The organism is Hydrogenophaga sp. IBVHS1 (genome assembly GCF_002127265.1).
GTDB lineage: Bacteria > Pseudomonadota > Gammaproteobacteria > Burkholderiales > Burkholderiaceae_C > Hydrogenophaga.
On record NZ_NFUU01000001.1, the window covers coordinates 546,598 to 569,131 of the forward strand.

The 22,534-nt window shown below is 65.4% G+C and carries 22 protein-coding genes; 10 read left to right on the top strand and 12 right to left on the bottom strand.

Translation table 11 applies throughout. From position 1 onward, the window contains the following. The first annotated feature begins 77 nt into the window (after positions 1 to 77). From CAP37_RS02750 to CAP37_RS02765, 4 genes are all read left to right on the top strand, one after another. Positions 78 to 488: a rhodanese-like domain-containing protein gene (locus CAP37_RS02750; RefSeq protein WP_086122760.1), complete on the top strand. Its 411-nt coding sequence runs from the start codon at positions 78 to 80 to the stop codon at positions 486 to 488. A gap of 34 nt (positions 489 to 522) precedes the next feature. After that, positions 523 to 780, top strand: coding sequence for a glutaredoxin 3 (gene grxC, locus CAP37_RS02755; protein ID WP_086122761.1), 258 nt, complete (start codon positions 523 to 525; stop codon positions 778 to 780). Positions 781 to 887: 107 nt separating this feature from the next. Further along, positions 888 to 1,346 carry a protein-export chaperone SecB gene (gene secB / locus CAP37_RS02760; RefSeq protein ID WP_086122762.1) on the top strand — a complete coding sequence of 153 codons (459 nt, stop codon included), beginning with the start codon at positions 888 to 890 and terminating at the stop codon, positions 1,344 to 1,346. 27 nt (positions 1,347 to 1,373) lie between these two features. Next, the gene (locus CAP37_RS02765) at positions 1,374 to 2,396 is read left to right on the top strand and encodes an NAD(P)H-dependent glycerol-3-phosphate dehydrogenase (protein WP_086122763.1); all 1,023 of its coding nucleotides are present in this window, start codon (positions 1,374 to 1,376) and stop codon (positions 2,394 to 2,396) included. Here the strand turns inward: CAP37_RS02765 and CAP37_RS02770 are convergent. The 4 genes from CAP37_RS02770 to panB form a co-directional block, all read right to left on the bottom strand. Further along, a complete protein-coding gene (locus tag CAP37_RS02770) occupies positions 2,393 to 2,659 on the bottom strand; it encodes a DUF1272 domain-containing protein (RefSeq protein ID WP_086122764.1) in 267 nt (88 codons plus the stop codon). The genes CAP37_RS02765 and CAP37_RS02770 overlap by 4 nt on opposite strands. Positions 2,660 to 2,675: 16 nt before the next feature. Next, entirely contained in the window at positions 2,676 to 3,527 is an 852-nt protein-coding gene (panC, locus tag CAP37_RS02775; RefSeq protein WP_086122765.1) for a pantoate--beta-alanine ligase, read from the bottom strand. A gap of 54 nt (positions 3,528 to 3,581) precedes the next feature. After that, the gene (locus CAP37_RS02780; protein WP_086122766.1) at positions 3,582 to 4,283 is read right to left on the bottom strand and encodes a hypothetical protein; all 702 of its coding nucleotides are present in this window, start codon (positions 4,281 to 4,283) and stop codon (positions 3,582 to 3,584) included. Between the two features lie 83 nt (positions 4,284 to 4,366). Further along, positions 4,367 to 5,254, bottom strand: coding sequence for a 3-methyl-2-oxobutanoate hydroxymethyltransferase (panB, locus tag CAP37_RS02785; protein WP_373271040.1), 888 nt, complete (start codon positions 5,252 to 5,254; stop codon positions 4,367 to 4,369). Between the two features lie 72 nt (positions 5,255 to 5,326). Here panB and nadC point away from each other — a divergent pair, with 72 nt between their 5' ends. Together nadC and nadA are read left to right on the top strand one after the other, a co-directional pair. After that, the gene (gene nadC, locus CAP37_RS02790) at positions 5,327 to 6,190 is read left to right on the top strand and encodes a carboxylating nicotinate-nucleotide diphosphorylase (protein WP_086122767.1); all 864 of its coding nucleotides are present in this window, start codon (positions 5,327 to 5,329) and stop codon (positions 6,188 to 6,190) included. A 29-nt stretch (positions 6,191 to 6,219) separates the two neighbouring features. Next, a complete protein-coding gene (nadA, locus tag CAP37_RS02795; RefSeq protein WP_086122768.1) occupies positions 6,220 to 7,338 on the top strand; it encodes a quinolinate synthase NadA in 1,119 nt (372 codons plus the stop codon). A 6-nt stretch (positions 7,339 to 7,344) separates the two neighbouring features. Here the strand turns inward: nadA and nadB are convergent, their stop codons facing one another. From nadB to CAP37_RS02815, 4 genes are read right to left on the bottom strand one after another with little or no spacing between them, the layout of a single operon-like run. Next, positions 7,345 to 8,952: an L-aspartate oxidase gene (gene nadB, locus CAP37_RS02800; RefSeq protein WP_086122769.1), complete on the bottom strand. Its 1,608-nt coding sequence runs from the start codon at positions 8,950 to 8,952 to the stop codon at positions 7,345 to 7,347. Next, a complete protein-coding gene (locus CAP37_RS02805) occupies positions 8,949 to 9,800 on the bottom strand; it encodes a ScpA family protein (RefSeq protein ID WP_086122770.1) in 852 nt (283 codons plus the stop codon). Before CAP37_RS02805 ends, nadB begins: the two co-directional genes overlap by 4 nt. Positions 9,801 to 9,808: 8 nt before the next feature. Continuing rightward, positions 9,809 to 10,021 (bottom strand): DUF3460 family protein, encoded by a 213-nt coding sequence (locus CAP37_RS02810; RefSeq protein ID WP_086122771.1) that lies wholly within the window; start codon positions 10,019 to 10,021, stop codon positions 9,809 to 9,811. Positions 10,022 to 10,071: 50 nt separating this feature from the next. After that, positions 10,072 to 11,715: a SulP family inorganic anion transporter gene (locus CAP37_RS02815; protein WP_086122772.1), complete on the bottom strand. Its 1,644-nt coding sequence runs from the start codon at positions 11,713 to 11,715 to the stop codon at positions 10,072 to 10,074. 98 nt (positions 11,716 to 11,813) lie between these two features. On the opposite strand from CAP37_RS02815, the gene bamE reads away from it, so the two are divergent. Next, complete coding sequence (gene bamE / locus CAP37_RS02820) at positions 11,814 to 12,323, top strand: outer membrane protein assembly factor BamE (RefSeq protein ID WP_256926860.1); 510 nt, start codon at positions 11,814 to 11,816, stop codon at positions 12,321 to 12,323. Positions 12,324 to 12,335: 12 nt separating this feature from the next. Here bamE and CAP37_RS02825 read toward each other — a convergent pair whose 3' ends face one another. Then, positions 12,336 to 13,076 (bottom strand): YoaK family protein, encoded by a 741-nt coding sequence (locus tag CAP37_RS02825; RefSeq protein WP_086122773.1) that lies wholly within the window; start codon positions 13,074 to 13,076, stop codon positions 12,336 to 12,338. An 8-nt stretch (positions 13,077 to 13,084) separates the two neighbouring features. Continuing rightward, a complete protein-coding gene (metG, locus tag CAP37_RS02830) occupies positions 13,085 to 15,142 on the bottom strand; it encodes a methionine--tRNA ligase (protein ID WP_086122774.1) in 2,058 nt (685 codons plus the stop codon). A gap of 152 nt (positions 15,143 to 15,294) precedes the next feature. On the opposite strand from metG, the gene apbC reads away from it, so the two are divergent. After that, complete coding sequence (gene apbC, locus CAP37_RS02835; protein ID WP_086122775.1) at positions 15,295 to 16,386, top strand: iron-sulfur cluster carrier protein ApbC; 1,092 nt, start codon at positions 15,295 to 15,297, stop codon at positions 16,384 to 16,386. A 4-nt stretch (positions 16,387 to 16,390) separates the two neighbouring features. On the opposite strand, the gene CAP37_RS02840 is transcribed toward apbC, so the two are convergent. Continuing rightward, positions 16,391 to 17,950 (bottom strand): benzoate-CoA ligase family protein, encoded by a 1,560-nt coding sequence (locus tag CAP37_RS02840; protein WP_086122776.1) that lies wholly within the window; start codon positions 17,948 to 17,950, stop codon positions 16,391 to 16,393. 19 nt (positions 17,951 to 17,969) lie between these two features. Beyond that, positions 17,970 to 19,544, bottom strand: a complete 1,575-nt coding sequence (locus CAP37_RS02845) for a 3,4-dehydroadipyl-CoA semialdehyde dehydrogenase (RefSeq protein ID WP_086122777.1) — start codon at positions 19,542 to 19,544, stop codon at positions 17,970 to 17,972. A gap of 174 nt (positions 19,545 to 19,718) precedes the next feature. On the opposite strand from CAP37_RS02845, the gene CAP37_RS02850 reads away from it, so the two are divergent. Together CAP37_RS02850 and boxC are read left to right on the top strand one after the other, a co-directional pair. Continuing rightward, complete coding sequence (locus tag CAP37_RS02850) at positions 19,719 to 20,660, top strand: helix-turn-helix transcriptional regulator (RefSeq protein WP_086122778.1); 942 nt, start codon at positions 19,719 to 19,721, stop codon at positions 20,658 to 20,660. Positions 20,661 to 20,808: 148 nt separating this feature from the next. Then, positions 20,809 to 22,482, top strand: a complete 1,674-nt coding sequence (gene boxC, locus CAP37_RS02855; protein WP_086122779.1) for a 2,3-epoxybenzoyl-CoA dihydrolase — start codon at positions 20,809 to 20,811, stop codon at positions 22,480 to 22,482. The last annotated feature ends 52 nt before the right edge of the window (positions 22,483 to 22,534 follow it).

A 22,534-nucleotide genomic window follows, 5' to 3' on the forward strand; every position in this document is an offset into this window, starting at 1 on the left:
TCGGGCGTTTTAGGGAGCGGAAGACAGGCGAGCAAGCTGGCATTCTAAAATCCCGGGCTTACTCGAAAGGTGTCTCCGTGAGTTTCTTCATCGAAAACTGGGTTCTCATCGCCGTGGCCTTCGCCGCCGGCGCCATGCTGGTCTGGCCAGCGGTCTCTGCGGGCGGACGCGCCGGCACGCTCAACACTGTGCAGGCGGTGCAGCGAATGAACCGGGAAAAGGCGGTCGTCATCGATGTCAGTGAGTCGAAGGAATTCGCCGCCGGGCACGTGATCGGGGCGAAGAACCTGCCCCTGGACGAACTCGAAGCCAAGCTGCCAACGGCGGTCAAGAACAAGGCCGTGCCGCTCATCATGGTGTGCGCCACCGGGGCAAAAGCCAATCGGGCTGTGGCCATCGCCAAGAAGCTGGGCTACGCCGATGCCCAATCCCTGACCGGGGGCATGGGTGCCTGGCGTGCGGCCAGCCTGCCGGTGGAAAAAGCCTGATCATCGGGTCTTTCGGTTTTCTGGAAACTGCCCCATGGCCAAGGTCAAGATGTTCACCAGCGCGTACTGCCCATATTGCAGCCGCGCTAAAGCACTCCTGGAGCAACGCGGCGTGGCCGACCTGGAGGAAATCCATGTGGACGGTCAGCCCGGCCTGCGCTCGCAAATGACCCAGCTCACCGGGCGCACCAGCGTGCCGCAGATCTTCATTGGTGACACGCACGTGGGCGGCTGCGACGACCTGTACGCACTCGACAGCCGCGGCGGTCTGGAGCCCCTTCTGCAGGGTTGAGCCAGCAGGTTTTCGCCGTGGCGAGGCTGCCATAATCGCCTCTTTGCCCGCTGCGGGATCGACGCCCCGGCGGGCTTGACTTTTTCCCCTCTTCATCGAGACATACCATGGCAGAAAACCAGGAACCTACCTTCCAGATCCAGCGCGTCTACCTCAAGGAGGCATCGCTGGAGCAGCCCAATTCCCCGGCCATCCTGCTGGAACAGGAGCAGCCCTCGGTGGACATCCAGCTCGGCGTGGAAGCCAGCCCGGTCGCGGAGGGGATCTTCGAAGTCTGCGTGACCGCAACGGTGACCACCAAGATCAAGGATCGCACGGTGTTTCTCGTGGAAGCCAAGCAGGCCGGGATCTTCGAAATCCGCAACCTGCCGCAGGACCAGATGGGCCCGATCATGGGCATCGCCTGCCCTCAGATCGTTTATCCCTACCTTCGCAGCAACGTCGCTGATCTGGTGCAGCGTGGCGGGTTCCCGCCGGTCCACCTGGCCGAAATCAACTTCCAGGCCATGTACGAACAGCAGCAGGCGCAGGCCGAGCAGGACGCTCCTCGCATCGTCACCCAGTAAGCAGATTCGCTCGCCGACGCAGACCTGATGAACATCGTCGTGCTCGGAGCGGGTGCCTGGGGCACCGCGTTGGCGGTGAGCGCGGCCTCCCAGGAGGGTGAATTCCGCCAGGTCACCCTGTGGGCGCGCGACGTGCGGCAGGCCGACGACATGCGCACCCAGCGCGAAAACCGCCGCTACCTGCCGGGCGTGGCGCTGCCCCCCACCCTTGCAATCAGCCACGGGCCAATGGACGCCCATGCGGACGAATGGCTCGCTGCCGACCTGCTGGTCATCGGCACACCCATGGCGGGGCTGCGGGGGTTGTTGGGCCAGTTGAAGGACCATCCGGCCCCGGTGGCATGGCTTTGCAAGGGCTTCGAGGCGCCGCAGGAAGATGCGCGGTCTGTCGGGTTGCTGGGGCACGAGATCCGTGCCCAGATGGCGCCCCGGCTCAAGGCCGGTGTGCTCAGCGGACCCAGCTTCGCACAGGAAGTGGCGCGCGGGCAGCCGACCGCGCTGGTGGCCGCCAGCGAGCACGCCTGTGTGCGCGACATGCTGGTGGCCGCCTTTCACAGCCCGACGCTGCGCGTCTACGCCAACGACGACATCATTGGCGTGGAGGTGGGGGGCGCGGTGAAAAATGTGCTGGCCATTGCCACGGGCCTTTGCGATGGACTCGGACTGGGCCTCAATGCGCGCGCTGCGTTGATCACGCGTGGCCTGGCCGAAATGACACGCCTGGGGCTGGCGCTCGGCGCTCGCGCCGAGACCTTCATGGGGCTGTCGGGCCTGGGCGATCTGGTGCTCACGGCGACGGGCGATCTGTCGCGCAATCGCAGGGTGGGCCTGTTGCTGGCTGAAGGCATGAACCTGCGGCAGGCCGTGGATTCGCTGGGCCATGTGGCCGAGGGCGTGTACACCGCGCGCACTGCGGTGCAGCGGGCCCGCCTGCTGGGCGTGGACATGCCGATCAGCGAGGCCGTGGTTGCTCTGCTCGAAGGTCGGCTGAAGCCGGCGCAGGCGGTCGCCGCGCTCATGGGGCGCGACCCCAAGGAAGAAAGCCGCTAAGGCCTGGCTTCAGCCGAGCTGGCGGCGACACAGCCCTCGGGCTTGAACACGCGCTCTGTCGAGGCTGGATTGCGGGCCAGCGCGGCAGCTGGCCGGCGCGGGCGGCGCAACAGCTCACCGCCGCAATTCGGGCAGATTCCGTTCAGGCGAGCGTCAGCGCAATCACTGCAGAACGTGCACTCGAAGGTACAGATTCGCGCTTCAACGCTCTCGTTGGGCAGGTCCTTGTTGCAGCATTCGCAATTCGGGCGCAGTTGAAGCATGGCGAGCTCCCAGGCATCAGATATCGAAGTTGTCGATCAGGCGCGTTTTGCCCAGCCGGGCTGCGCCCAGCACCACCAGGGCATCGCCTGGCTGTGGCGCCTGCAAGTCGACCCGGCGGCGCACGGTGAGGTAGTCGGGCTGCCAGCCGCGCGCAGCCAGTGCCTCCATGGCCCGTGTCTCCAGCGCCGGCAGGTGGCGCACAAGGCCATCCGCAGCCGCCAGCGCATCTCGCCCCAGCGCGCGCAGTGCCAGCGAGAGCTGCACCGCTTCGGCGCGCTCGGCTTCGCTCAGGTAACCATTGCGCGAACTCAGGGCCAATCCATCGGCAGCGCGCTGGGTGGGTACGTTCACGATGGTGACGGGCAGTGCAAACTGCCGCACCATGCGACGGATCACCATCTGCTGCTGGTAATCCTTCTGGCCGAAGACCGCGAAGCGTGGGCCTTTGGCTTCACTCAGCACGGTCTGAAAAAGCTTCATCACCACAGTGCAGACGCCTGTGAAGAAACCGGGTCGGAAATGCCCCTCCAGGATGTCAGCCAGCTCGGTGGGGGGATGCACCTTGAAGCCTTGCGGCTCGGGGTACATCTCTTTTTCCGACGGGGCGAAAACGACATCACAACCCTGGGCCGCGAGTTTGTCGCAGTCGGCCTGCAAGGTGCGGGGATAGGTGTCGAAATCCTCGTGCGGCGCGAACTGCAGGCGGTTGACAAAGATGCTCGCCACGGTGACGTCGCCCAGCGGCTTCGCGGCGCGCACCAAGTCCAGATGACCGTCGTGCAGGTTGCCCATGGTGGGCACCAGGGCGGGGCTGTTGAACGGCTGCAGCGTGGCGCGCAGCTCTGCGATGGTGTGGACGATTTTCATGGAATGGTCGGGTGGTAGCCGAAGCGATCGGCCGGGGCATTATCGCTTCGGCCCTCAGGGATGGCTGGCGGCTCGTTGCAGCACGCCGCCAATTGAATGCGCCTGGGGTGCATACCATTGCATGGCGGCTCCGCCGACACCCAGCAGCGCAGCGGTCAGGGCGAACGGCACGGCAGTGCGCCGCAGCGCGGTCTCCAGCCAGTGCCGCGATTCGAAGTGGCGCAGCCGCCGGTACAGGGTTGCTGCCAGCACGCCGTCGAGCAGCAGTTCGGCGAACAGGCTTGGTGCCGCATACAGGATGTAGAAGGAAGAGACCGCTACGCCAAGCAGGCCCACGACCAGAGCGGCGACGAGCAGCAACGCCAGCAACGGCAAAGCCGCTTCCTCGGCGTTGCCCACGGAGGCCAGGCCATCTTTCACCAAGCCGGAGCCGGGGAGAGGCAGATCGCCGTACCCTGAAGGCGCATCAAAGCTGGCTGAAGCGCCGCCCCCTCCGAAGTCTCCACCGCCACCGCTGTGCAGGTCGGTGGGGCTCGCTGCCTCACAACCGCCGTTCGAGGACCCATCCCCCGAGGGCACCTCTGCGTAGTCGGACGCCCGCGTCTTCATCCACAGCCAGAGCAGCAGGAGGAACACCCCGTACGCGAAAGCGACCGACACCGGGTACCGCACCCACATGGCCTGCAGGCCAGTTTGCAAAAGCAGATAGGAAGCCAGGAACCCGCTCGCACCGGTGAGCATGACCAGCAGAGCCATCTGCAGTCGGGGCCATGAGTCGCGCTCCAGCCGCGCCCGCAGATGCCCGACCGCCCATGATCGGGACCGAACAGTGGCGCCTCTCACCACGCGTGCAGCTGGTCGTCCGGAAAGCTCCCGTCCTTCACAGCGGCCACGTAGGCCGCCATGGCCTCGCGCACGCCGCTCGCACCATCCATGAAGTTGCGCACGAACTTCGGGTTCTTGCCCAGGTTCACGCCCAGCATGTCGTGCATCACCAGCACCTGACCCGCGGTGCCCTTGCCCGCGCCGATGCCGATGGTGTGGCAGTGTGGGAGCTGCTGCGTGATCTCGGTGGAGAGGGCGGCGGGGACCATTTCCAGCACCAGCATGGTGGCGCCGGCGTCTTGCAGTTCGAGGGCGTGGCGTTTGAGCGTGAGTGCGGCTGCGTCTCCGCGACCCTGCACGCGGTAACCGCCGAGTGCATGCACCGTTTGCGGCGTCAGCCCGAGGTGCGCGCAGACAGGGATGCCGCGTTCAACCAGAAATCGCACAGTTTCTGCCGTCCAGCCACCGCCCTCCAGCTTGACCATGTGCGCGCCCGCGTGCACCAGCTGCGCAGCGCTGCGCATGGCTTGCTCTTTCGATTCGTGGTAGCTGCCAAACGGCAGGTCGCCCAGAAGCCAGGCGGTGCCCTGCACGCGGCGCAGGCCTCGTGCCACGCTCTCCACGTGGTACGCCATGGTCTCCAGTGTCACGCCGGCGGTGCTGGCCAGACCCTGGCACACCATGCCCAGGGAGTCGCCCACCAGAATGCACTCGACGCCAGCTGCATCGGCCACGGCGGCAAAGGTGGCGTCGTAGGACGTCAGCATGGTGATTTTTTCACCGCGCTCGCGCATTTCATTCAGGCGCGGCAGGCTCACCGGTTTGCGCTGGGGCAGGGGCGATGCAGTGGGCAGCGTGCCATACGGCGTGGCCATGGGCTCGGTGGTGGTGGGGGTGCTCATGCGTGGTTCCCGCGTGTTTCAGGGGTGGGTGAGAATGCGGGACTATAGACCATCCCGTTATGCTTGCGGCCCATGAAACACCTCTCCGAATTCACTTCTTTCGACATTGAAGAACTGGCGCGTGCGGACGTGGCCAGAGCGCTGGCGGAGGACGTGGGCGACGGTGATCTGACGGCGGCGCTGGTCGATGGCGCTCGCACGGCGCGCGCGCGCATCCTGGCGCGAGAATCGGCGGTGATCTGCGGCACGCCCTGGGTGGAGGCGGCGGTGCACGCGCTGGACCCGCAAGCCCGCCTGCAATGGCACGTAGCCGAAGGCCAGCGATGCGCGGCCGACCAGACGGTGCTCACCATCGAGGGCCGCGCGCAGCAGCTTCTGACGGCCGAACGCACGGCGCTCAATTTTCTTCAACTGCTCTCGGCTGTGGCGACGCAGACCGCGACCTATGTCGATGCGGTGGCCGGCACGCGCGCACGCATCGTGGACACGCGCAAGACTCTGCCGGGCCTTCGGCTGGCACAGAAGTACGCCGTGACGACCGGTGGTGGCGTGAACCACCGCATCGGTCTTTACGATGCGGTGCTGATCAAGGAGAACCACATTGCTGCGGCGGGTGGTGTGGCCCAGGTGCTGCAGCGCGTGCGCGACACCGCACCCGCAGCCCGCTTCGTCGAGATCGAAGTGGAGACGCTGGCGCAGCTCGATGAAGCGCTGGCCCACGGCGCCACGATGGTGCTGCTGGACAACATGGCCACGTCCGATCTGCATGAGGCGGTGCGCCGAAACGCCGGACGCGCTGTGCTCGAGATCTCCGGCGGCGTGAACCTGCAGACCGTGCGCGCCCTTGCAGAAACCGGCGTCGATCGCATTTCCATCGGGTCCCTCACCAAGGACATCCGGGCGATCGATTTCTCCATGCGCTTCGAGGCGATCTGAAGCCACCCTTCCCCGACAGGCAGAACGACATGAACCCCACGACCGAATCCAGCAGCGACGTGATCGACGTCGAATACGAACAACCCGCCTGCCCCACGCAGCACGCCTGGGCGCGCGTGCCGGTGGAGCCGGGGCCAAAGCAGCGCGCCGCGCTGAAGGAACGCATCCGCGCGTTGCTCAAAGAGCGCAATGCTGTGATGGTGTCGCACTACTACGTACATCCCGACCTGCAGGATCTCGCCATGGAGACGGGCGGCATCGTGAGCGATTCGCTGGAGATGGCGCGCTTCGGACGCGACCATCCCGCCACCACGCTGGTGGTTTCGGGTGTGCGTTTCATGGGCGAGACGGCCAAGATACTCAGCCCCGAAAAGACCGTGCTCATGCCCGATCTGGATGCGAACTGTTCGCTCGACCTGGGGTGCCCCATCGACGAATTCAGCGCCTTCTGCGATGCGCACCCCGACCGCACGGTGGTGGTGTACGCCAACACCAGCGCGGCGGTGAAGGCGCGGTCTGACTGGCTGGTTACGTCGAGCTGTGCGCTCGACATCGTGAGCGCTCTCAAGGACAAGGGTCACAAGATTCTTTGGGCACCCGACAAGCACCTGGGTGCCTACATCCAGCGCGAAACCGGGGCCGACATGGTGATGTGGACCGGCTCATGCATCGTGCACGACGAGTTCAAAGCCTTCGAACTGGAGGCGCTCAAGAAAGAACACCCCGGGGCCAAGGTGCTGGTGCACCCCGAGAGCCCTGCCGACGTGATTGCGCTGGCCGACTCGGTGGGGTCCACCTCGGCCATTCTCAAGGCCGCACGCGAGATGGACGCCACCGAATTCATCGTCGCCACCGACAACGGCATGATGCACATGCTGCGCCAGCAGAATCCCGGCAAGGTGTTTTTCGAGGCGCCGACCGCCGGCAACAGTGCCACCTGCAAGAGCTGCGCGCACTGCCCGTGGATGGCGATGAACGGGCTGGCGGGGGTGGCTCAGGTGCTGGAGAAAGGGCTGAACCGCATCGAGGTGGATGCCGCGCTGATCGAGCGGGCGAGGTTGCCGATCGACCGGATGCTGGCCTTCACGGCCGCGCAGCGCGGTGGCCAGAACCCAGGGGCACTGGTGCCGAACATCGGCGCTGCCTGACCGCGTTTACCTCGCCGGCGGCACCAGGATGGTCGGCTTCGCTTCCGGCAACAGCTCTGGGTAGTCGCGGCTGAAGTGCAGGCCGCGGCTTTCGTGCCGCATCATGGCCGACATCACGATCAGGTCGGCCACCTGCACCAGATTTCGCAGTTCCAGCAGATCGCGTGTGACATGGAACCTGGAATAGAACTCGTGAATTTCGGCCTGCAGCAGCGAGATGCGGTGCGCGGCGCGCTCCAGGCGTTTGTCGGTGCGCACGATGCCCACGTAGTCCCACATGAAGCGGCGCAACTCGTCCCAGTTGTGGGAAATCACCACCAGCTCGTCGGCGTCGGTCACGCGGCTGTCGTCCCACAAGGGCATGGCGGGGGCCGGGGCGCCCGATGCGCTGCGAATCGCGCCCACGGCACCCTGAGCGAACACCATGCACTCCACCAGCGAATTGCTGGCCAAGCGGTTGGCACCGTGCAGGCCGGTGCAGGTCGTCTCGCCCACGGCGTACAGGCCGGCGATGCCGGTGCTGCCGGTGAGGTCGGTCACCAGGCCGCCGCAGGTGTAATGCGCCGCAGGCACCACGGGGATCGGCTCCTTCGTGATGTCGATGCCCAGTTCGGCGCAGCGCGCCAGGATGTTGGGAAAGTGCTCACGCAGGAATTCGGGCGACTGGTGGGAGATGTCCAGGTGCACGCAGTCCAGGCCATGCTTCTTCATCTCGAAGTCGATCGCGCGGGCCACCACGTCGCGCGGTGCCAGTTCGGCGCGCGGATCGTGGTCGGGCATGAAGCGGTGGCCACCGTGGGAGGCTGGCAACTTGAGCAAGCCGCCTTCACCGCGCACGGCCTCGGAGATCAGGAAGCTCTTGGCGTGCGGGTGGTACAGGCAGGTGGGGTGGAACTGGATGAACTCCATGTTGCCCACCTGGCAGCCCGCGCGCCAGCCGGCGGCAATGCCGTCGCCGGTCGCGGTGTCGGGGTTGGTGGTGTAGAGGTACACCTTGCCTGCGCCACCGGTGGCTAGCACGGTGTGGGTGGCGCTGAAGGTCACGACCTCGTCGCGCACGGTGTCGAGCACGTAGGCGCCGTGGCAGCGTTCGGCCGCATGCGGCGCCGGGTCGTGGCCGGTGAGTTTGCGGTCGGTGATGAGGTCGACCAGCATGTGGTGCTCGAACACCTGGATGGCCGGCGTGGCGAGCACGCGCTCGATCAGCGTGGCCTGCACCGCTGCGCCGGTGGCGTCGGCCGCATGCACGATGCGGCGGTGGCTGTGGCCGCCCTCGCGGGTGAGGTGCAGCTCGCCGCCCTCGGTGGAAAAAGGCACCCCGAGCTCTTGCAGCCAGGCGATCGCCGCGGGCGCGTTTTCCACGGTGAAGCGCGTCGCCTCCAGGTCGCACAGGCCGGCGCCTGCCACCAGCGTGTCGTCCACGTGCGAGGCGTAGCTGTCACCCTCGGCCAGCACGGCGGCAATGCCGCCCTGGGCCCAGTTGCTGGAACCGTCGGTAAGCGCGCGCTTGGTGACCACCGCCACGCGGTGGGTGGAGGCCAGGTGCAGGGCGGTGGTGAGGCCCGCCAGGCCGCTGCCGATGATGAGGACGTCGAAACGGTGCAGATCGGTCATGCAGGTGTGTAGGCCAGGCGAACGTAGATGGGGGCGAAGGCTTCGGCCTGGGTCAGCTCGATGAGCGTTTCCTTGGCCAGCTCCAGCATGGCGATGAAAGTGACCACCAGCACGGGGGACCCGTGTGTGGGGTCGAACAGTTCACCGAACTCGACGAACTTGCGGCCTTGCAGGCGGCGCAGCACGATGCTCATGTGTTCGCGAACCGAGAGTTCTTCGCGGCTGATCTTGTGATGCTGCACGAGCTTGGCGCGCCTGAGGATGTCGCGCCAGGCGCTTTGCAGGTCGACGGCGTTCACGTCCGGGAAACGTGGTGCCAGCGCCTGCTCCACGTAGACCTGGGCGCGCAGGAAATCACGGCCGTACTGCGGGCAGTCGGCCAGGCGCTGCGCAGCCAGCTTCATCTGCTCGTATTCCAGCAGGCGGCGCACCAGCTCGGCGCGCGGGTCTTCGGGTTCCTCGCCCTCGGCCACCTTCTTCGGAGGCAGCAGCATGCGCGACTTGATCTCGATCAGCATGGCCGCCATCAGCAGGTACTCGGCCGCCAGCTCCAGGTTGCTGGCACGGATCTCATCCACGTAGGTGAGGTACTGGCGGGTGACCGCCGCCATTGGGATGTCGAGGATGTTGAAGTTCTGCTTGCGGATCAGGTAGAGCAGCAGGTCGAGCGGGCCCTCGAAGGCTTCCAGGAAAATCTGCAGCGCATCGGGTGGGATGTAGAGATCGCGCGGCATCGCGAACAGCGGCTCGCCATACAGGCGGGCCAGCGCCACGTGGTCCACCACGCTGGGCAGCACCGCGTCCAGGCCCTGGGGGGCCTCGTCGAGCATGTGGGGCTCGCCGTTCATTCCGGCACTCAGGTGTGGTCGGAGCCGGTCTGGTAGACGTAGGGCTGCTGCGGCACGCGAGCGGCTTCGGCCCTGGACTGGAATTCGCGGTCGATCTGCTTGTCCCACAGCAGCGCGCGGCCTTTGCGTTGCTCCTGCTCCAGCGAAGGCTTTTTCTGCTTGAGCGACTCAATGAACTGGGTCGCGTCGGAGGTGTAGTCGGGGCGGCGGAAGAAGGACATGGTGGGCGGCCGGGGCCAGCGCAGAGGAAAGAGGGGATTTTAGCGGTGTGCTACTGACAGGTGTGCAGGCGGGTCGCAAAGCCCGATCGCTCGATCAGCGAGCGCGGCTGCTCGTGCAGGCCCACCATCCCCAGCTGGCCACCACGCTTGTGAACCGCCTTGTGCAGTTGCTCCAGCGCGTCCAGTCCGGTGGTGTCGAGCGAGATCATGTGGCTGGCATCGAGCATCACATTGACCGGTTCGGGCGAACGCTCCACCTCGGTCACGATGGGGTCGATCTTGGCCACGGCACCGAAGAACAGCGAGCCATAGAGCTTGTAGGTGAGCTGCTGTTCGGTGCGCGCCACCGGTTCGGCGCGGAAGATCGAGCTCTGGCGCCGAACGAACAGCACCACGGCCAGTACCAGCCCGAGCTCCACCGCCACGGTGAGGTCGAAAACGATGGTCACCGCAAAGGTGGAGAGCATCATCAGCCGGTAGTGGTTGCTGAACTGCTTCAGGCGGGCGAACTCGCGCCATTCCCCCATGTTCCAGGCCACGAACAGCAGCACACCCGCCAGCACCGCCAGCGGAATGTGAAACGCCAGCGGGGCCGCCAGCAGCACCACGGCGGCCAGGGTGAGCGCGTGCACCATGCCGGCCACCGGTGATGCGGCGCCAGATCGGATGTTGGTCACTGTGCGTGCAATCGTGCCCGTGGCCGGCATGCCGCCGAAGAACGGCACCACGGCGTTGGCAATGCCCTGGGCCATGAGCTCCTGGTTGGGATCGTGCTTGGGTGCGTCGCCCAGCTGGTCGGCCACGCGGGCGCAGAGCAGGGATTCGATGGCCCCCAGCATGGCGATGGTGAGCGTGGGTGTTACCAGCAGGCGCACGGTTTCCCAGGAAAAGTCGGGCAACGCGAAGGCCGGTGCGCCCTGGGGGATGCCGCCAAAACGCGTGCCGATGGTCTCCACCGGCAGGGCCAGCACCCAGGCCAGCAGGGAGAGCGTGACCAGCGCTACCACCGGGCCGGGAATGCGAGAAGTGGCCCTGAGCGCGCTCACGGTCTCGATCGATTTCAGCTGGCGGCGGAACTGTGAATCCACCGCCCACAGCCTGGGCCATATGAAGAGGCCCAGCACACACAGCGCACCCAGCACAAACGCAAACACGTTGAAGCTCTGAATATGGAGTGCCATGGTGTTGATCTGGCCGAAGAAGCTCGCGGGCATCTTCGCGATGTCCAGCCCCAGCAAATCGCGCACCTGCGAGAGTGCGATGAGCACCGCAATGCCGTTGGTGAAGCCGATCACCACGCTCACTGGCACGTATCGCACCAGCGAACCAAGCCGGAACAGGCCCATGAGGAACAGCAGCACGCCGGCGCTGGCAGTGGCAATGAGCAGGTTGGCCACGCCGTAGCGTTCCACGATGCCGTAGACGATGACGATGAAGGCGCCGGCCGGCCCACCAATCTGCATGGAGGTGCCGCCCAGGGCAGAGATGAGGAAGCCCGCGATGATGGCGGTCCACAGACCGGCCTCGGGCTTGAGTCCACTGGCAATGGCAAAAGCCATGGCGAGGGGCAGCGCCACGATGCCCACCGTGGCGCCAGCGCCGACGTCGCGCACCAGCTTGTCCCGGTTGTAGCCCTTCATATCCTGCAGCAGGCGCGGCCGGAAGGGTGCAAGGGGAGGCAATCCTTGGAACATGGGGCATGTTACCTTTCGCAACCGTTCATGAGGCTGACAGATCGGCGGCTGGCACCAGCGCGACTAAACTGAATTTTTCTGCTTTGAAGAGGATCCGCATGCAAGCTGCCTGGAAGCGATGGAGTTGGCCCGTGCTGCTCATGGCCTGTGCATGGCTCATCAGCGGCTGCGATCCCCAGAACATCAGCGAGCTGGAAGAGGGCGTGTCCACCGAGGCAGACGTCCGCGAGCGATTCGGCGCGCCGGAGGCGGTCTGGGAAGCGGAGGACGGCGGCCAGATCTACGAATACAACCGCCAGCCTGCCGGCCACCGCAACTACATGATCACCATCGGGCCCGATGGGCGGATGGCTGCCCTGCGGCAGGTGCTCACGCCACAGAACTTCAAGCAGGTGGTGCCCGGCATGCCGATGGAGGCGGTGCGCCGCATGCTGGGCAAGCCGATGAAGGTCACCACCTACGACCTCAAGCGCGAAACCCACTACGACTGGCGATACCTCGACGGCCCCAATCCTGGCGACTCGAAAATCTTCACAGTGGTCTTCGACCGCGACCTGCGGGTGGTGTCCACCGGGTCGATGCGCGATCCCGAAATCGATCCGAAGTAGGAAGTGAGCGACTCAGGCCGCGCGCAGGCGCTGCCAGTCGTCCAGCGCAGGGCGCATCACCAGCAGCAGCAGCATCAGCGCCAGCGGCACGGTGCTGATGAAACCCAGGTATTTGAAGCCCAGCGCACCCGCGAGACCTCCCACGAAGAAGCAGGCCACCAGCTGGCCATGCACGCGCAGGCGGTGCCGGTCGGCCTGCACCGGTGCACCGCCCCCCTGCCGGTTCACATACAGCAGCTTGCCGAGCTCGATGCCGAGGTCGGTGATGAGACCGGTCACGTGGGTGGTGCGGATGACTGCGCGCGAGATCTTGGTGATCACCGCGTTCTGCAATCCCATGATGAAACACAGCAGCACCACGGTGAGCGGCAGGAACACCGGCGTCATGAAGCCAATGGCCGCGCCGAACAGCCCGAACACGAGCAGAGCGGCTGCTTCCAGGATCAGCGGCAGGCCGTAGGCGCTGCGCAGCTCATGCCGCATGCCCCAGTTCACCAGCCAGGCCGTGGTCATGGCGCCCAGCAGAAAAGCCAGCACCGCGCCCACACCGGCCAGCGCCAGCGTGAAGCGGCCGAGCACCAGGTGGTCGGCCACCGACGAGACCATGCCGGTCATGTGCGAGGTGTACTGGCCCACCGCCAGAAAGCCGCCGGCATTGGCGGCGCCCGCCACGAAGGCCAGCACCGAGCCGAGCTTGAGGTCGGTCTGCGGCGTGCGCTGCAGACTGGTGAAACCGCGGATCGGCTTGAACAAGGGGCCGCTCAGCGCACCCGCATGCCAGGCGTGGCGCCTGGCCAGGGGTTAAGGATGTGAATGCCCGGCTCGGCCTTTTCGTCGGCGTGGCTGGCGGCGAGCACCATGCCTTCGCTCACGCCGAACTTCATCTTGCGCGGCGCCAGGTTGGCCACCATCACGGTGAACTTGCCCACCAGGTCTTCGGGCGCATAGGCGCTGGCGATGCCGCTGAACACGTTGCGCATGCGGCCTTCGCCCACGTCGAGCGTGAGGCGCAGCAGCTTGGTCGAGCCTTCCACCGGCTCGCAATTCACGATCTGTGCGATGCGCAGGTCGATCCTTGAGAAATCGTCGATGGTGATGGTGTCGGCGATGGGCTCACCGCCGGGCACCGTGGCCGCCACGGCGGGCGCCGGTGGTGGTTCAAACAGCGCTTCAAGTTGCTTCACGTCCACGCGCTGCATGAGGTGCTGGTAGGTATTGATTGCGTGGCCCTTGCCGAGCAGGCGTGCGGTGTCGGCAAACCCCAGCGGGGGCGATTGCAGGAACGCCTCCACCTGTGCCGCGAGCGCGGGCAGCACCGGCTTGAGGTACAGCGTGAGCAGGCGAAAGGCCTCGATGCAGGTGGTGCACACATCGTGCAGCCGGGTGTCCATGCCCGCCTGCTTGGCGAGTTCCCAGGGCTTGTTCTGGTCCACGTAAGCATTCACGCGGTCGGCCAGCAGCATGATCTCGCGCAGCGCCTTGCCGTATTCCCGCTCGGCGTACAGCTCCGCCACGGACGGCGCGGCGCTTTGCAGGTGATCGATCAGGGCATCGCCATCGGCGGACACTTCGCCCAGCTTGCCCTCGAAACGTTTGGCAATGAACCCCGCCGCGCGCGAGGCGATGTTGATGTACTTGCCGATCAGGTCGCTGTTGACCCGGGCCATGAAATCGTCGGGCGTGAAATCCACGTCTTCATTGCGGGCGCTGAGCTTGGCGGCCAGGTAGTAACGCAGCCACTCGGGGTTCATGCCCAGACTGAGGTACTTCAGGGGATCGAGGCCGGTGCCCCGGCTCTTGCTCATCTTTTCGCCGTTGTTGATAGTGAGGAAACCGTGCACGAACACCGCGGTGGGCACCTTGCGGCCGCTGAACTTCAGCATCGCCGGCCAGAACAGCGTGTGGAAGGTGATGATGTCCTTGCCGATGAAGTGGAACTGCTCGGTGGTCGGATCGGCCATGAAGGCTTCAAAGTCGCGACCGGTCTTGTCGAACAGGTTCTTCAGCGACGCCAGGTAGCCGATGGGGGCGTCCAGCCACACATAGAAGTACTTGCCCGGTGCATCTGGAATCTCGATGCCGAAGTAAGGCGCGTCGCGGCTGATGTCCCAGTCGCCCAGCTTGGTCTTGCCCGATTCATCAGGCTCGATCCACTCGCTGATCTTGTTCAGCACCTCGGGCTGTACCGCGCCGCTTTGCGTCCACTGGTCGAGAAATTCGAGGCAGCGCGGGTCGGAGAGCTTGAAGAAAAAGTGTTCCGAGTTCCGCAGCTCCGGCTTCGCGCCAGAGAGCGCGGAGTACGGCTTGATCAGGTCGGTCGGGCTGTAGACCTTGCCGCAGACCTCGCAGTTGTCACCGTACTGGTCCTTGGCATGGCAGTTGGGGCACTCGCCCTTGATGAACCGGTCAGGCAGGAACATGTTCTTCTCGGGGTCGAAGAACTGCTCGATCGTGCGCGTTTCGATCAGGCCATTGGCCTTGAGCGCGCGGTACACGTCTTGCGCCAGCGCGTGGTTTTCCGGCGCGTCGGTGCTGTGCCAGTTGTCGAAACCGATGTGAAAGCCATCCAGATAGGGCTTGCGGCCGGCAGCGATGTCCGCCACGAACTGCTGCGGCGTCTTGCCGGCCTTGTCGGCGGCGATCATGATCGGCGCGCCGTGCGCGTCGTCGGCGCAGACAAAGCTCACCTCGTGCCCCTGCATGCGCTGGAACCGCACCCAGATGTCGGCCTGGATGTATTCCATGATGTGGCCGATGTGGAAGTGGCCGTTGGCGTAGGGCAGGGCGGTGGTGACGAACAGGCGTCGCGGCTGGCTCATGGGAAGGGGCTTTCTGTCGGGGAACCGGCCATTTTACGGGCCGATGCCATCATTGGTGACTGTGTGCCTGGCCCCCGCAGAAGTGGGACGTTAGACTCTTCCCCGCTCGCCCGATAACGTGCATTCCCTTTCCCCTCTGGAGACATTTCCCCATGGCCGTTGATTCCCAGGCGCTGTTGACCGCGCTGCAAGCCGTGACCGACCCGAACACCGGCCAGGACTTCGTGTCCACCAGGGCGCTGAAGAATCTGCAGGTTGGCGACGGCGACGTGGCCTTCGATCTGGAGATGGGCTACCCGGCGAAGAGCCAGATTCCGGCGCTGCGCCGTGCGCTCATTGCCGCAGCCAAGTCGGTGCCCGGCGTGGACAACGTGTCGGTCAACGTCACGACAAAGATCACCGCCCACGCCGTGCAGCGTGGCGTGCAGCTCATGCCCAACGTGAAAAACATCATCGCCGTGGCCTCAGGCAAGGGCGGCGTGGGCAAGAGCACCACCGCCGTCAACCTGGCACTGGCGCTGGCGGCCGAGGGTGCCAAGGTCGGTATTCTGGACGCCGACATCTACGGCCCCAGCCAGCCCATGATGATGGGCGTGGAAGGCCGACCCGAGAGCGAGGACGGCAAGACCATGGAGCCGCTGGAGAACTACGGTGTGCAGGTCATCTCCATCGGGTTTTTAATCGACCGCGACGAAGCCATGATCTGGCGCGGCCCCATGGCCACCCAGGCGCTGGAGCAGCTGCTGCGCCAGACCAACTGGAAAGACCTCGACTACCTCATCGTCGACATGCCCCCCGGCACGGGCGACATCCAGCTCACGCTTTCTCAGCGCGTGCCGCTCACCGGCGCGGTGATCGTCACCACGCCCCAGGACATTGCCCTGCTCGACGCCCGCAAAGGCATCAAGATGTTCGAGAAGGTTGGGGTGCCGATTCTGGGCATCGTGGAGAACATGGCCGTGCACGTGTGCCCGGAATGCGGCCACGTGGAACACATCTTCGGTATGGATGGCGGCAAGAACATGGCCGCCGAATACGGCATGGATTACCTGGGCGCACTGCCGCTGAACATGAGCATCCGCGTGCAGGCCGACAGCGGCATGCCCACCGTGGTGGCCGATCCTGAAGGTGAGATCGCGGGGCTTTACAAGACGGTGGCGCGGCAGGTGGCGATCAAGATCGCGGCCAAGGCGAAGGATTTTTCGTCGAAGTTTCCTTCGATCAAGGTGTCGAAGGACACCTGAGTCCTCAAGCCGCCCCGCTTTCCTTTTCCCTCAACCGGAACCGCTGGATCTTCCCGGTCGCCGTTTTGGGCAGTTCAGGCAGGAACTCGATGAAGCGAGGGTATTTGTAGGGCGCCAGCTTTTCCTTCACGAAGGCCTGCAGCTCGGCTTCCGTGGCTTGCGAACCAGCCTTCAGCACCACGAAGGCCTTGGTCTTGGTCAGGCCGTCGGCGTCCTGTTTGCCGATCACGGCGGCTTCGAGCACGGCCGGGTGTTGCACCAGGGTGGCCTCCACTTCAAACGGGCTCACATAGATGCCGCTGACTTTCAGCATGTCGTCGTTGCGACCCGCGTAGGTGCAGTAGCCATCGGCGTCGCGCGTGTACTTGTCGCCAGCCTTGGTCCAGCCGCCCTGAAAGGTGTCGCGGCTTTTGTCACGGTTGTTCCAGTACATCAGCGCGGCACTCGGGCCCTTGATGTAGAGGTCGCCGATCTCGCCATCGGGCACCGGACTCCCGTCTTCACCGCGCAGCTCGATCTCGTAGCCCGGTACCGGCTTGCCGGTGGTCCCGTAGCGCACGTCGCCGGGCCGGTTGGAGAGGAACACATGCAGCATTTCGGTGGAGCCGATGCCGTCGATGATTTCCACGCCGAAGTGGTTCGTCCAGCGCTGGCCGATGTCTTGCGGCAAGGCTTCACCGGCCGACGAACACAGGCGCAATGCCACATCGCTCTTCTTCGGCAGATCCGGGCTGGCCAGCATGCCGCCATAGCCCGTGGGGGCGCCGTAGAACACCGTGGGTTTCAGATCCACGAAGCGCTTGAAGCAGGCCTGCGGCGTGGGCCGCTCGGCCATCAGCACCACGCTCGCCCCCACGCTGAGCGGGAAACTGAGCGCGTTGCCGAGGCCGTAGGCGAAGAACAGCTTGGCGGCAGAGAACACCAGATCGTCCTCGCGCAGGCCGAGCACCGCCTTGCCATAGAGCTCGGCCGTCCAGTACAGGTTGGCCTGTGTATGAACCGTGCCTTTGGGTGCTCCGGTGGACCCGCTGGAGTAGAGCCAGAAGGCAGGCTCGTCCCCGTGCGTGTCGGCCGCTGGTGCCGGCGCACTCTGCGCCACCAGACTGGCGAAATCGTGCGCGCCCTGCGGCAGCGCTTCGGTGGCCCGCGAGACGATGAGGTGGCGCACCTCGTTCGGGTTCGCAGCCAGCGCGGTTCGCAGCGTCGGCAGCAGCGCTGCCGACACCAGCACGGCATGCGCCCGACTGTTGGCCAGCATGTAGGCGTAGTCCTGGGCCGTGAGCAAGGTGTTCACCGCCACCGGCACCACGCCCGCGTGCAGCGCGCCGAGGAAGGCCACCACCCAGTCGCTGCTGTCGTGCATCAGCAGCAGCACGCGCTCTTCGCGCCGCAGGCCCAGCGCAGACAACGCACCCGAGAAGCGTTGCACCTGATCGGCGAGCTGCCCGTAGGTGATCGATCCCTGGTCGTCGATCAGCGCTGTTTTCTGCGCGCGGCCGGCATTGAGTTCGAGCAGGTGGCGTGCGAAGTTGAAGCGTTCGGGTGGTGCGGCGGTGTTGGTCATGGTGTGTCTCCTCGGCGGCTCAATATTTGAAGGCTACCGCCGAGGCAGCCAGCGCGTCCAGCGCGGCGCTGCTGGCCTGCACGGCGCTGCGGCGGTGGTAGAAGGCCAGAGCGCGCAGGCCACCCAGCTCTTCGCCGCCGCCTGCGCGTCCCGGGCCACCGTGCAGCGACATCGGCATCACATTCCCATGCCCGCTCTGGCTGGCTGCCACGTCGGGCGAGATGGCGTGAACGCGCCCATGGGCCGAGCCGAGTTCGAGCGCGGCGCTGGCGATGAAGGCGGGATCGGCGCTGTAGACGGAACACACCAGCGAGCCCTCGCCACGGCGGATGAGTTCATGGGCCTGTTCGATGCTGTCGTAGGCCATGAGCGTGGCCACGGGACCAAACACTTCCACCTCGTGCAGCACCTTCGCCTTGGCGGGTTCGCGCGATCCCAGCAAGACCGGCGCCACGCAGGCCGCCACGGCCGCGTCCGCATCCACCAGCGCGGCACCACTGCCATCAAACAGCACCTCGGCTTCGGTGCGCAGCCTGGCGATGCCTGCGATCACACTCGCCTTCTGTTCCTGGCTCACCAGCGAACCCATGCGCACGGTTTCATTGCGCGGGTTGCCCACGCTGGTTTTCGTGAGCTTCGCGCCGATGGCCTGGGCGGCGGCGTCGTACAACGCCCGCGGCACGAACACACGGCGGATTGCCGTGCACTTCTGGCCCGCCTTCACCGTCATCTCGCGCACCACCTCGCTCACCAGCAAATTGAAGGCTTCGCTGTCGGCTGTGGCGGCCGGGTCGAGCAGCGCGCTGTTGAGGCTGTCGGCTTCGATGTTGCAACGCACGGACCGCTCAGCCACGGCGGGGTGGCTGCGGATGACGCGAGCCGTGTCGGCTGAACCGGTGAACGACACCACATCGAAAGGCTGCAACTGATCCATCAGGCCGGCTGACGAGCCGCACACCACCGAGAGAGCTCCGGGCGGCAGGATGTCGGCGTCGATCACGTCCTTCACCATGCGCTGGGTGAGCCAGGCCGTGGCGGTGGCGGGTTTCACGATCACCGGCACGCCAGAGAGCAGGGCGGGCGCGGCCTTTTCCCACAAACCCCAGCTCGGAAAGTTGAAGGCGTTGATGAAAAGCGCCACGCCGTGCGTGGGCTGCAGGATGTGCTGGGTCTGGAACACCGGGTCCTTGCCCATGCGGATGCGTTCGCCATCCAGCAAGGCACGCGCCTCACCCAAGGCCTCACCCTGTTTCGCGTAGTAGCCCAGGGTGAAGATGCCGCCGTCGATGTCGACCGCCGAATCTTTCGCGGTGGTGCCCGAATTGGCGGTGGCGATCTCGTAGTAGGCGTCCCGGTTGGCCTGCAGCACCTTGACGATGGCGGAGAGCATCGCGGCACGCTGGCCGTAGGTGAGGGCGCGAAGGGCTTGCCCGCCTTCTTCGCGGGCGAAGCGGAATCCGCCACCCAGATCCAGGCCGTTGTTGCCCACACGGACCAGTTCGGTGCCTAGAACGGGGTCGAACAAGGGTGTACCGGCGTCGGTGGCGGTGTGCCACTGGCCGCCCAGGTGGTTGGCGAGCAGGGTGGTGTTCATGGTGTCTCCAGAAGGGGCCCCGGGAAGTCAGGGCTGTTCGCGGTCATCGAATGGCGCTATAAATGCACTATCTTGCTTGCCGCGAAGTGTGCATTAAAGTGCATGCTTCCCGGATTGGCAAGGCCTCCAAGGGTTATCCCTCCAGTTTCGACACTTTAGAAAGCACCGTTCGCCATGGATGCAGCCGACTCCAGCGTGATGGCTTCTGCCAGCCGGCCTGCCGAGCAGGCAGCCGAGGAGCCGCGCCATCCATTTCTGGTGTCGCTCGGCGAGCGGGTGCGCACGCTGCGCTCTCGCCGGGGCATGACGCGCAAGGCGGTGGCACTGGCCGCCGATGTCTCCGAGCGCCATCTGGCGAACCTGGAATACGGGACCGGCAACGCGTCGATCCTGGTGTTGCTGCAGGTGGCCCAGGCACTGCAATGTTCACTTGCTGAGTTGTTGGGTGATGTGAGCACAAGCTCACCTGAGTGGCTGCTGATCCGCGAGTTGCTTGAAAAGCGCAGCGAATCGGACCTGCGGCGCGCACGCATCGCCATCGGTGGGTTGCTGGGCGGTGGTGCCATGCCGGGCGGCGACCCGAGTCGCAAGGCGCGCATCGCGCTGATTGGCTTGCGCGGCGCGGGCAAGTCCACGCTGGGCCAGCGCCTGGCCGACGACCTCGGTTTTGCCTTCGTCGAACTGAGCCGCGAGATCGAGAAGTTCGCCGGCTGCAGCATCAACGAGATTCACTCCCTCTACGGTACGCCGGCCTACCGCCGCTACGAGCGTCGCGCGCTGGAGGAGACGATCCAGATCTACCCGGAAGTGGTGATCGCCACACCCGGTGGGCTGGTTTCAGATGCGGCCAATTTCAACCTGCTGCTGTCGCACTGCACCACGGTGTGGCTGCAGGCCGACCCGGCCGACCACATGGGCCGTGTGGCCGCGCAGGGTGACATGCGCCCCATGGCCGCGAGCCGCGAAGCCATGGAAGATTTGAAGCGCATTCTGGCCGGGCGTTCGGCCTTCTACTCCAAGGCCGACATGAACTTCAACACCAGCGCCTACCCGCTGGACGACGCTTTCATCGCCTTGCGCGAACAGGTGAGAGTCTTGATTGACCTGCCGGCGTAACATGCATAAAAGTGCATTGACGCTTTTGACTTTGTGAATTATTATTCACATCAACAGGTTCGAGCCCGCGTGTAGTGGTGGGTTGTCGGGCCTGATCCGCCGCAGCCACCCAAGCTGCCTGAGACCACCGCCCCGGAGACAAAGACCCATGAGCGCCACCGCCATCACCACCCCGACCACCGTCGACTACCGCACCGACCCCAGCCAGTACCGCCACTGGAAACTGGCTTTCGATGGCCCCATTGCCACGCTGTCGGTGGACATCAACGAAGACGCCGGCATCCGCCCCGGCTACAAGCTCAAGCTCAACAGCTACGACCTGGGTGTGGACATCGAGCTGCACGACGCGCTCAACCGCGTGCGGTTTGAACACCCCGAAGTGCGCACCGTGGTCGTCACCAGCGGCAAGGACCGTGTGTTCTGCTCGGGCGCCAACATCTTCATGCTCGGACTCTCGAGCCACGGGTGGAAGGTCAACTTCTGCAAGTTCACGAACGAAACGCGCAACGGCATCGAGGACTCCTCGAAGCACAGCGGCCTGAAGTTTGTTGCCGCGCTCAACGGCGCCTGCGCTGGCGGTGGCTACGAGCTGGCACTGGCTTGCGACGAGATCGTGCTGGTGGACGACCGCTCTTCGGCCGTGTCGCTGCCCGAAGTACCTTTGCTCGGCGTGTTGCCCGGCACCGGCGGCCTCACGCGCGTGACCGACAAGCGCCATGTGCGCCACGACCTGGCCGACATCTTCTGCACCACGAGCGAGGGTGTGCGCGGCAAGAAGGCGGTGGACTGGCGACTGGTCGACTCCATCGCCAAGCCGCAGCAGTTTGCTGCACATGTGAAGGAACGGGCGGATGCGCTGGCTGCCAAGAGCGACCGCCCCGCTGCAGGCAAGGGTGTGGCCTTGACACGCATTCAGCGCACCGACAGCGCCGACGGCCTGGGCTACGCGCATGTGAACGTGGCCATTGACCGCAGCAAGCGCAGCGCCACGATCACCGTGAAGGCGCCCACTGGCGCGCAGCCCACCGACATCGCCGGCATCGAGGCCGCAGGCGCCGCCTGGTGGCCGCTGCAGATGGCGCGCGAGCTGGACGACGCCATCCTGTGCCTGCGCACCAACGAGCTCGACATCGGTACCTGGCTGCTGAAGACCGAAGGCGACGCCGCCGCCGTGCTGGCCAGTGATGCGCTGATGCTGGCCAACAAGGACCACTGGCTGGTGCGCGAGACCCTTGGCCTCATGCGCCGCACCTTCGCGCGCCTCGATGTGTCTTCTCGCAGCCTGTTCGCGCTGATTGAGTCGGGATCCTGCTTCGCGGGCTCGCTCGCCGAGCTGGCCTTCTGCGCCGACCGCGCCTACATGCTCGCCCTGCCCGACGACGCCGATGCCGCGCCCAAGCTGCAGCTCGACGAATTCAACTTCGGCTATCTGCCGATGGTGAACGACCAGTCGCGCCTGCAGCGCCGCTTCTACGAAGAAGTGGAACCCATGGAGGCTGCACGCGGTGCCATCGGCAAGGCGCTCGACGCCGACGCTGCGCTGGCGCTCGGCCTGGTGACCGCAGCCCCCGACGACATCGACTGGGCCGACGAGGTGCGCATGGCACTCGAGGAGCGGGCGTCCATGTCGCCCGACGCGCTCACGGGCCTTGAAGCCAACCTGCGTTTCGCACAGAAAGAAAACATGGCCACGCGCATCTTCGGACGGCTTACCGCCTGGCAGAACTGGATCTTCATTCGCCCCAACGCCGTGGGCGAGAAGGGCGCCTTGAAGGTCTATGGCAAAGGCGACAAGGCGCAGTTCGACATGAACAGAGTTTGAGCACGATTACCGAGCAACCCGACCCATTCCGTTCGGGCTGAGCCTGTCGAAG

Excerpts from the sequence above, each read along its gene's own strand:
- metG (WP_086122774.1), bottom strand. The coding sequence starts at position 15,142 with ATGAGCCAGCCGCGACGCCTGTTCGTCACCACCGCCCTGCCCTACGCC.
- bamE (WP_256926860.1), top strand. The coding sequence starts at position 11,814 with ATGCAAGCTGCCTGGAAGCGATGGAGTTGGCCCGTGCTGCTCATGGCC.
- CAP37_RS02765 (WP_086122763.1), top strand. The coding sequence starts at position 1,374 with ATGAACATCGTCGTGCTCGGAGCGGGTGCCTGGGGCACCGCGTTGGCG.
- secB (WP_086122762.1), top strand. The coding sequence starts at position 888 with ATGGCAGAAAACCAGGAACCTACCTTCCAGATCCAGCGCGTCTACCTC.
- CAP37_RS02850 (WP_086122778.1), top strand. The coding sequence starts at position 19,719 with ATGGATGCAGCCGACTCCAGCGTGATGGCTTCTGCCAGCCGGCCTGCC.
- CAP37_RS02845 (WP_086122777.1), bottom strand. The coding sequence starts at position 19,544 with ATGAACACCACCCTGCTCGCCAACCACCTGGGCGGCCAGTGGCACACC.
- nadB (WP_086122769.1), bottom strand. The coding sequence starts at position 8,952 with ATGACCGATCTGCACCGTTTCGACGTCCTCATCATCGGCAGCGGCCTG.
- CAP37_RS02815 (WP_086122772.1), bottom strand. The coding sequence starts at position 11,715 with ATGTTCCAAGGATTGCCTCCCCTTGCACCCTTCCGGCCGCGCCTGCTG.
- panB (WP_373271040.1), bottom strand. The coding sequence starts at position 5,254 with ATGAGCACCCCCACCACCACCGAGCCCATGGCCACGCCGTATGGCACG.
- CAP37_RS02805 (WP_086122770.1), bottom strand. The coding sequence starts at position 9,800 with ATGAACGGCGAGCCCCACATGCTCGACGAGGCCCCCCAGGGCCTGGAC.
- nadC (WP_086122767.1), top strand. The coding sequence starts at position 5,327 with ATGAAACACCTCTCCGAATTCACTTCTTTCGACATTGAAGAACTGGCG.
- apbC (WP_086122775.1), top strand. The coding sequence starts at position 15,295 with ATGGCCGTTGATTCCCAGGCGCTGTTGACCGCGCTGCAAGCCGTGACC.
- boxC (WP_086122779.1), top strand. The coding sequence starts at position 20,809 with ATGAGCGCCACCGCCATCACCACCCCGACCACCGTCGACTACCGCACC.
- grxC (WP_086122761.1), top strand. The coding sequence starts at position 523 with ATGGCCAAGGTCAAGATGTTCACCAGCGCGTACTGCCCATATTGCAGC.
- panC (WP_086122765.1), bottom strand. The coding sequence starts at position 3,527 with ATGAAAATCGTCCACACCATCGCAGAGCTGCGCGCCACGCTGCAGCCG.
- CAP37_RS02810 (WP_086122771.1), bottom strand. The coding sequence starts at position 10,021 with ATGTCCTTCTTCCGCCGCCCCGACTACACCTCCGACGCGACCCAGTTC.
- CAP37_RS02840 (WP_086122776.1), bottom strand. The coding sequence starts at position 17,950 with ATGACCAACACCGCCGCACCACCCGAACGCTTCAACTTCGCACGCCAC.
- CAP37_RS02780 (WP_086122766.1), bottom strand. The coding sequence starts at position 4,283 with ATGGCTCTGCTGGTCATGCTCACCGGTGCGAGCGGGTTCCTGGCTTCC.
- nadA (WP_086122768.1), top strand. The coding sequence starts at position 6,220 with ATGAACCCCACGACCGAATCCAGCAGCGACGTGATCGACGTCGAATAC.
- CAP37_RS02770 (WP_086122764.1), bottom strand. The coding sequence starts at position 2,659 with ATGCTTCAACTGCGCCCGAATTGCGAATGCTGCAACAAGGACCTGCCC.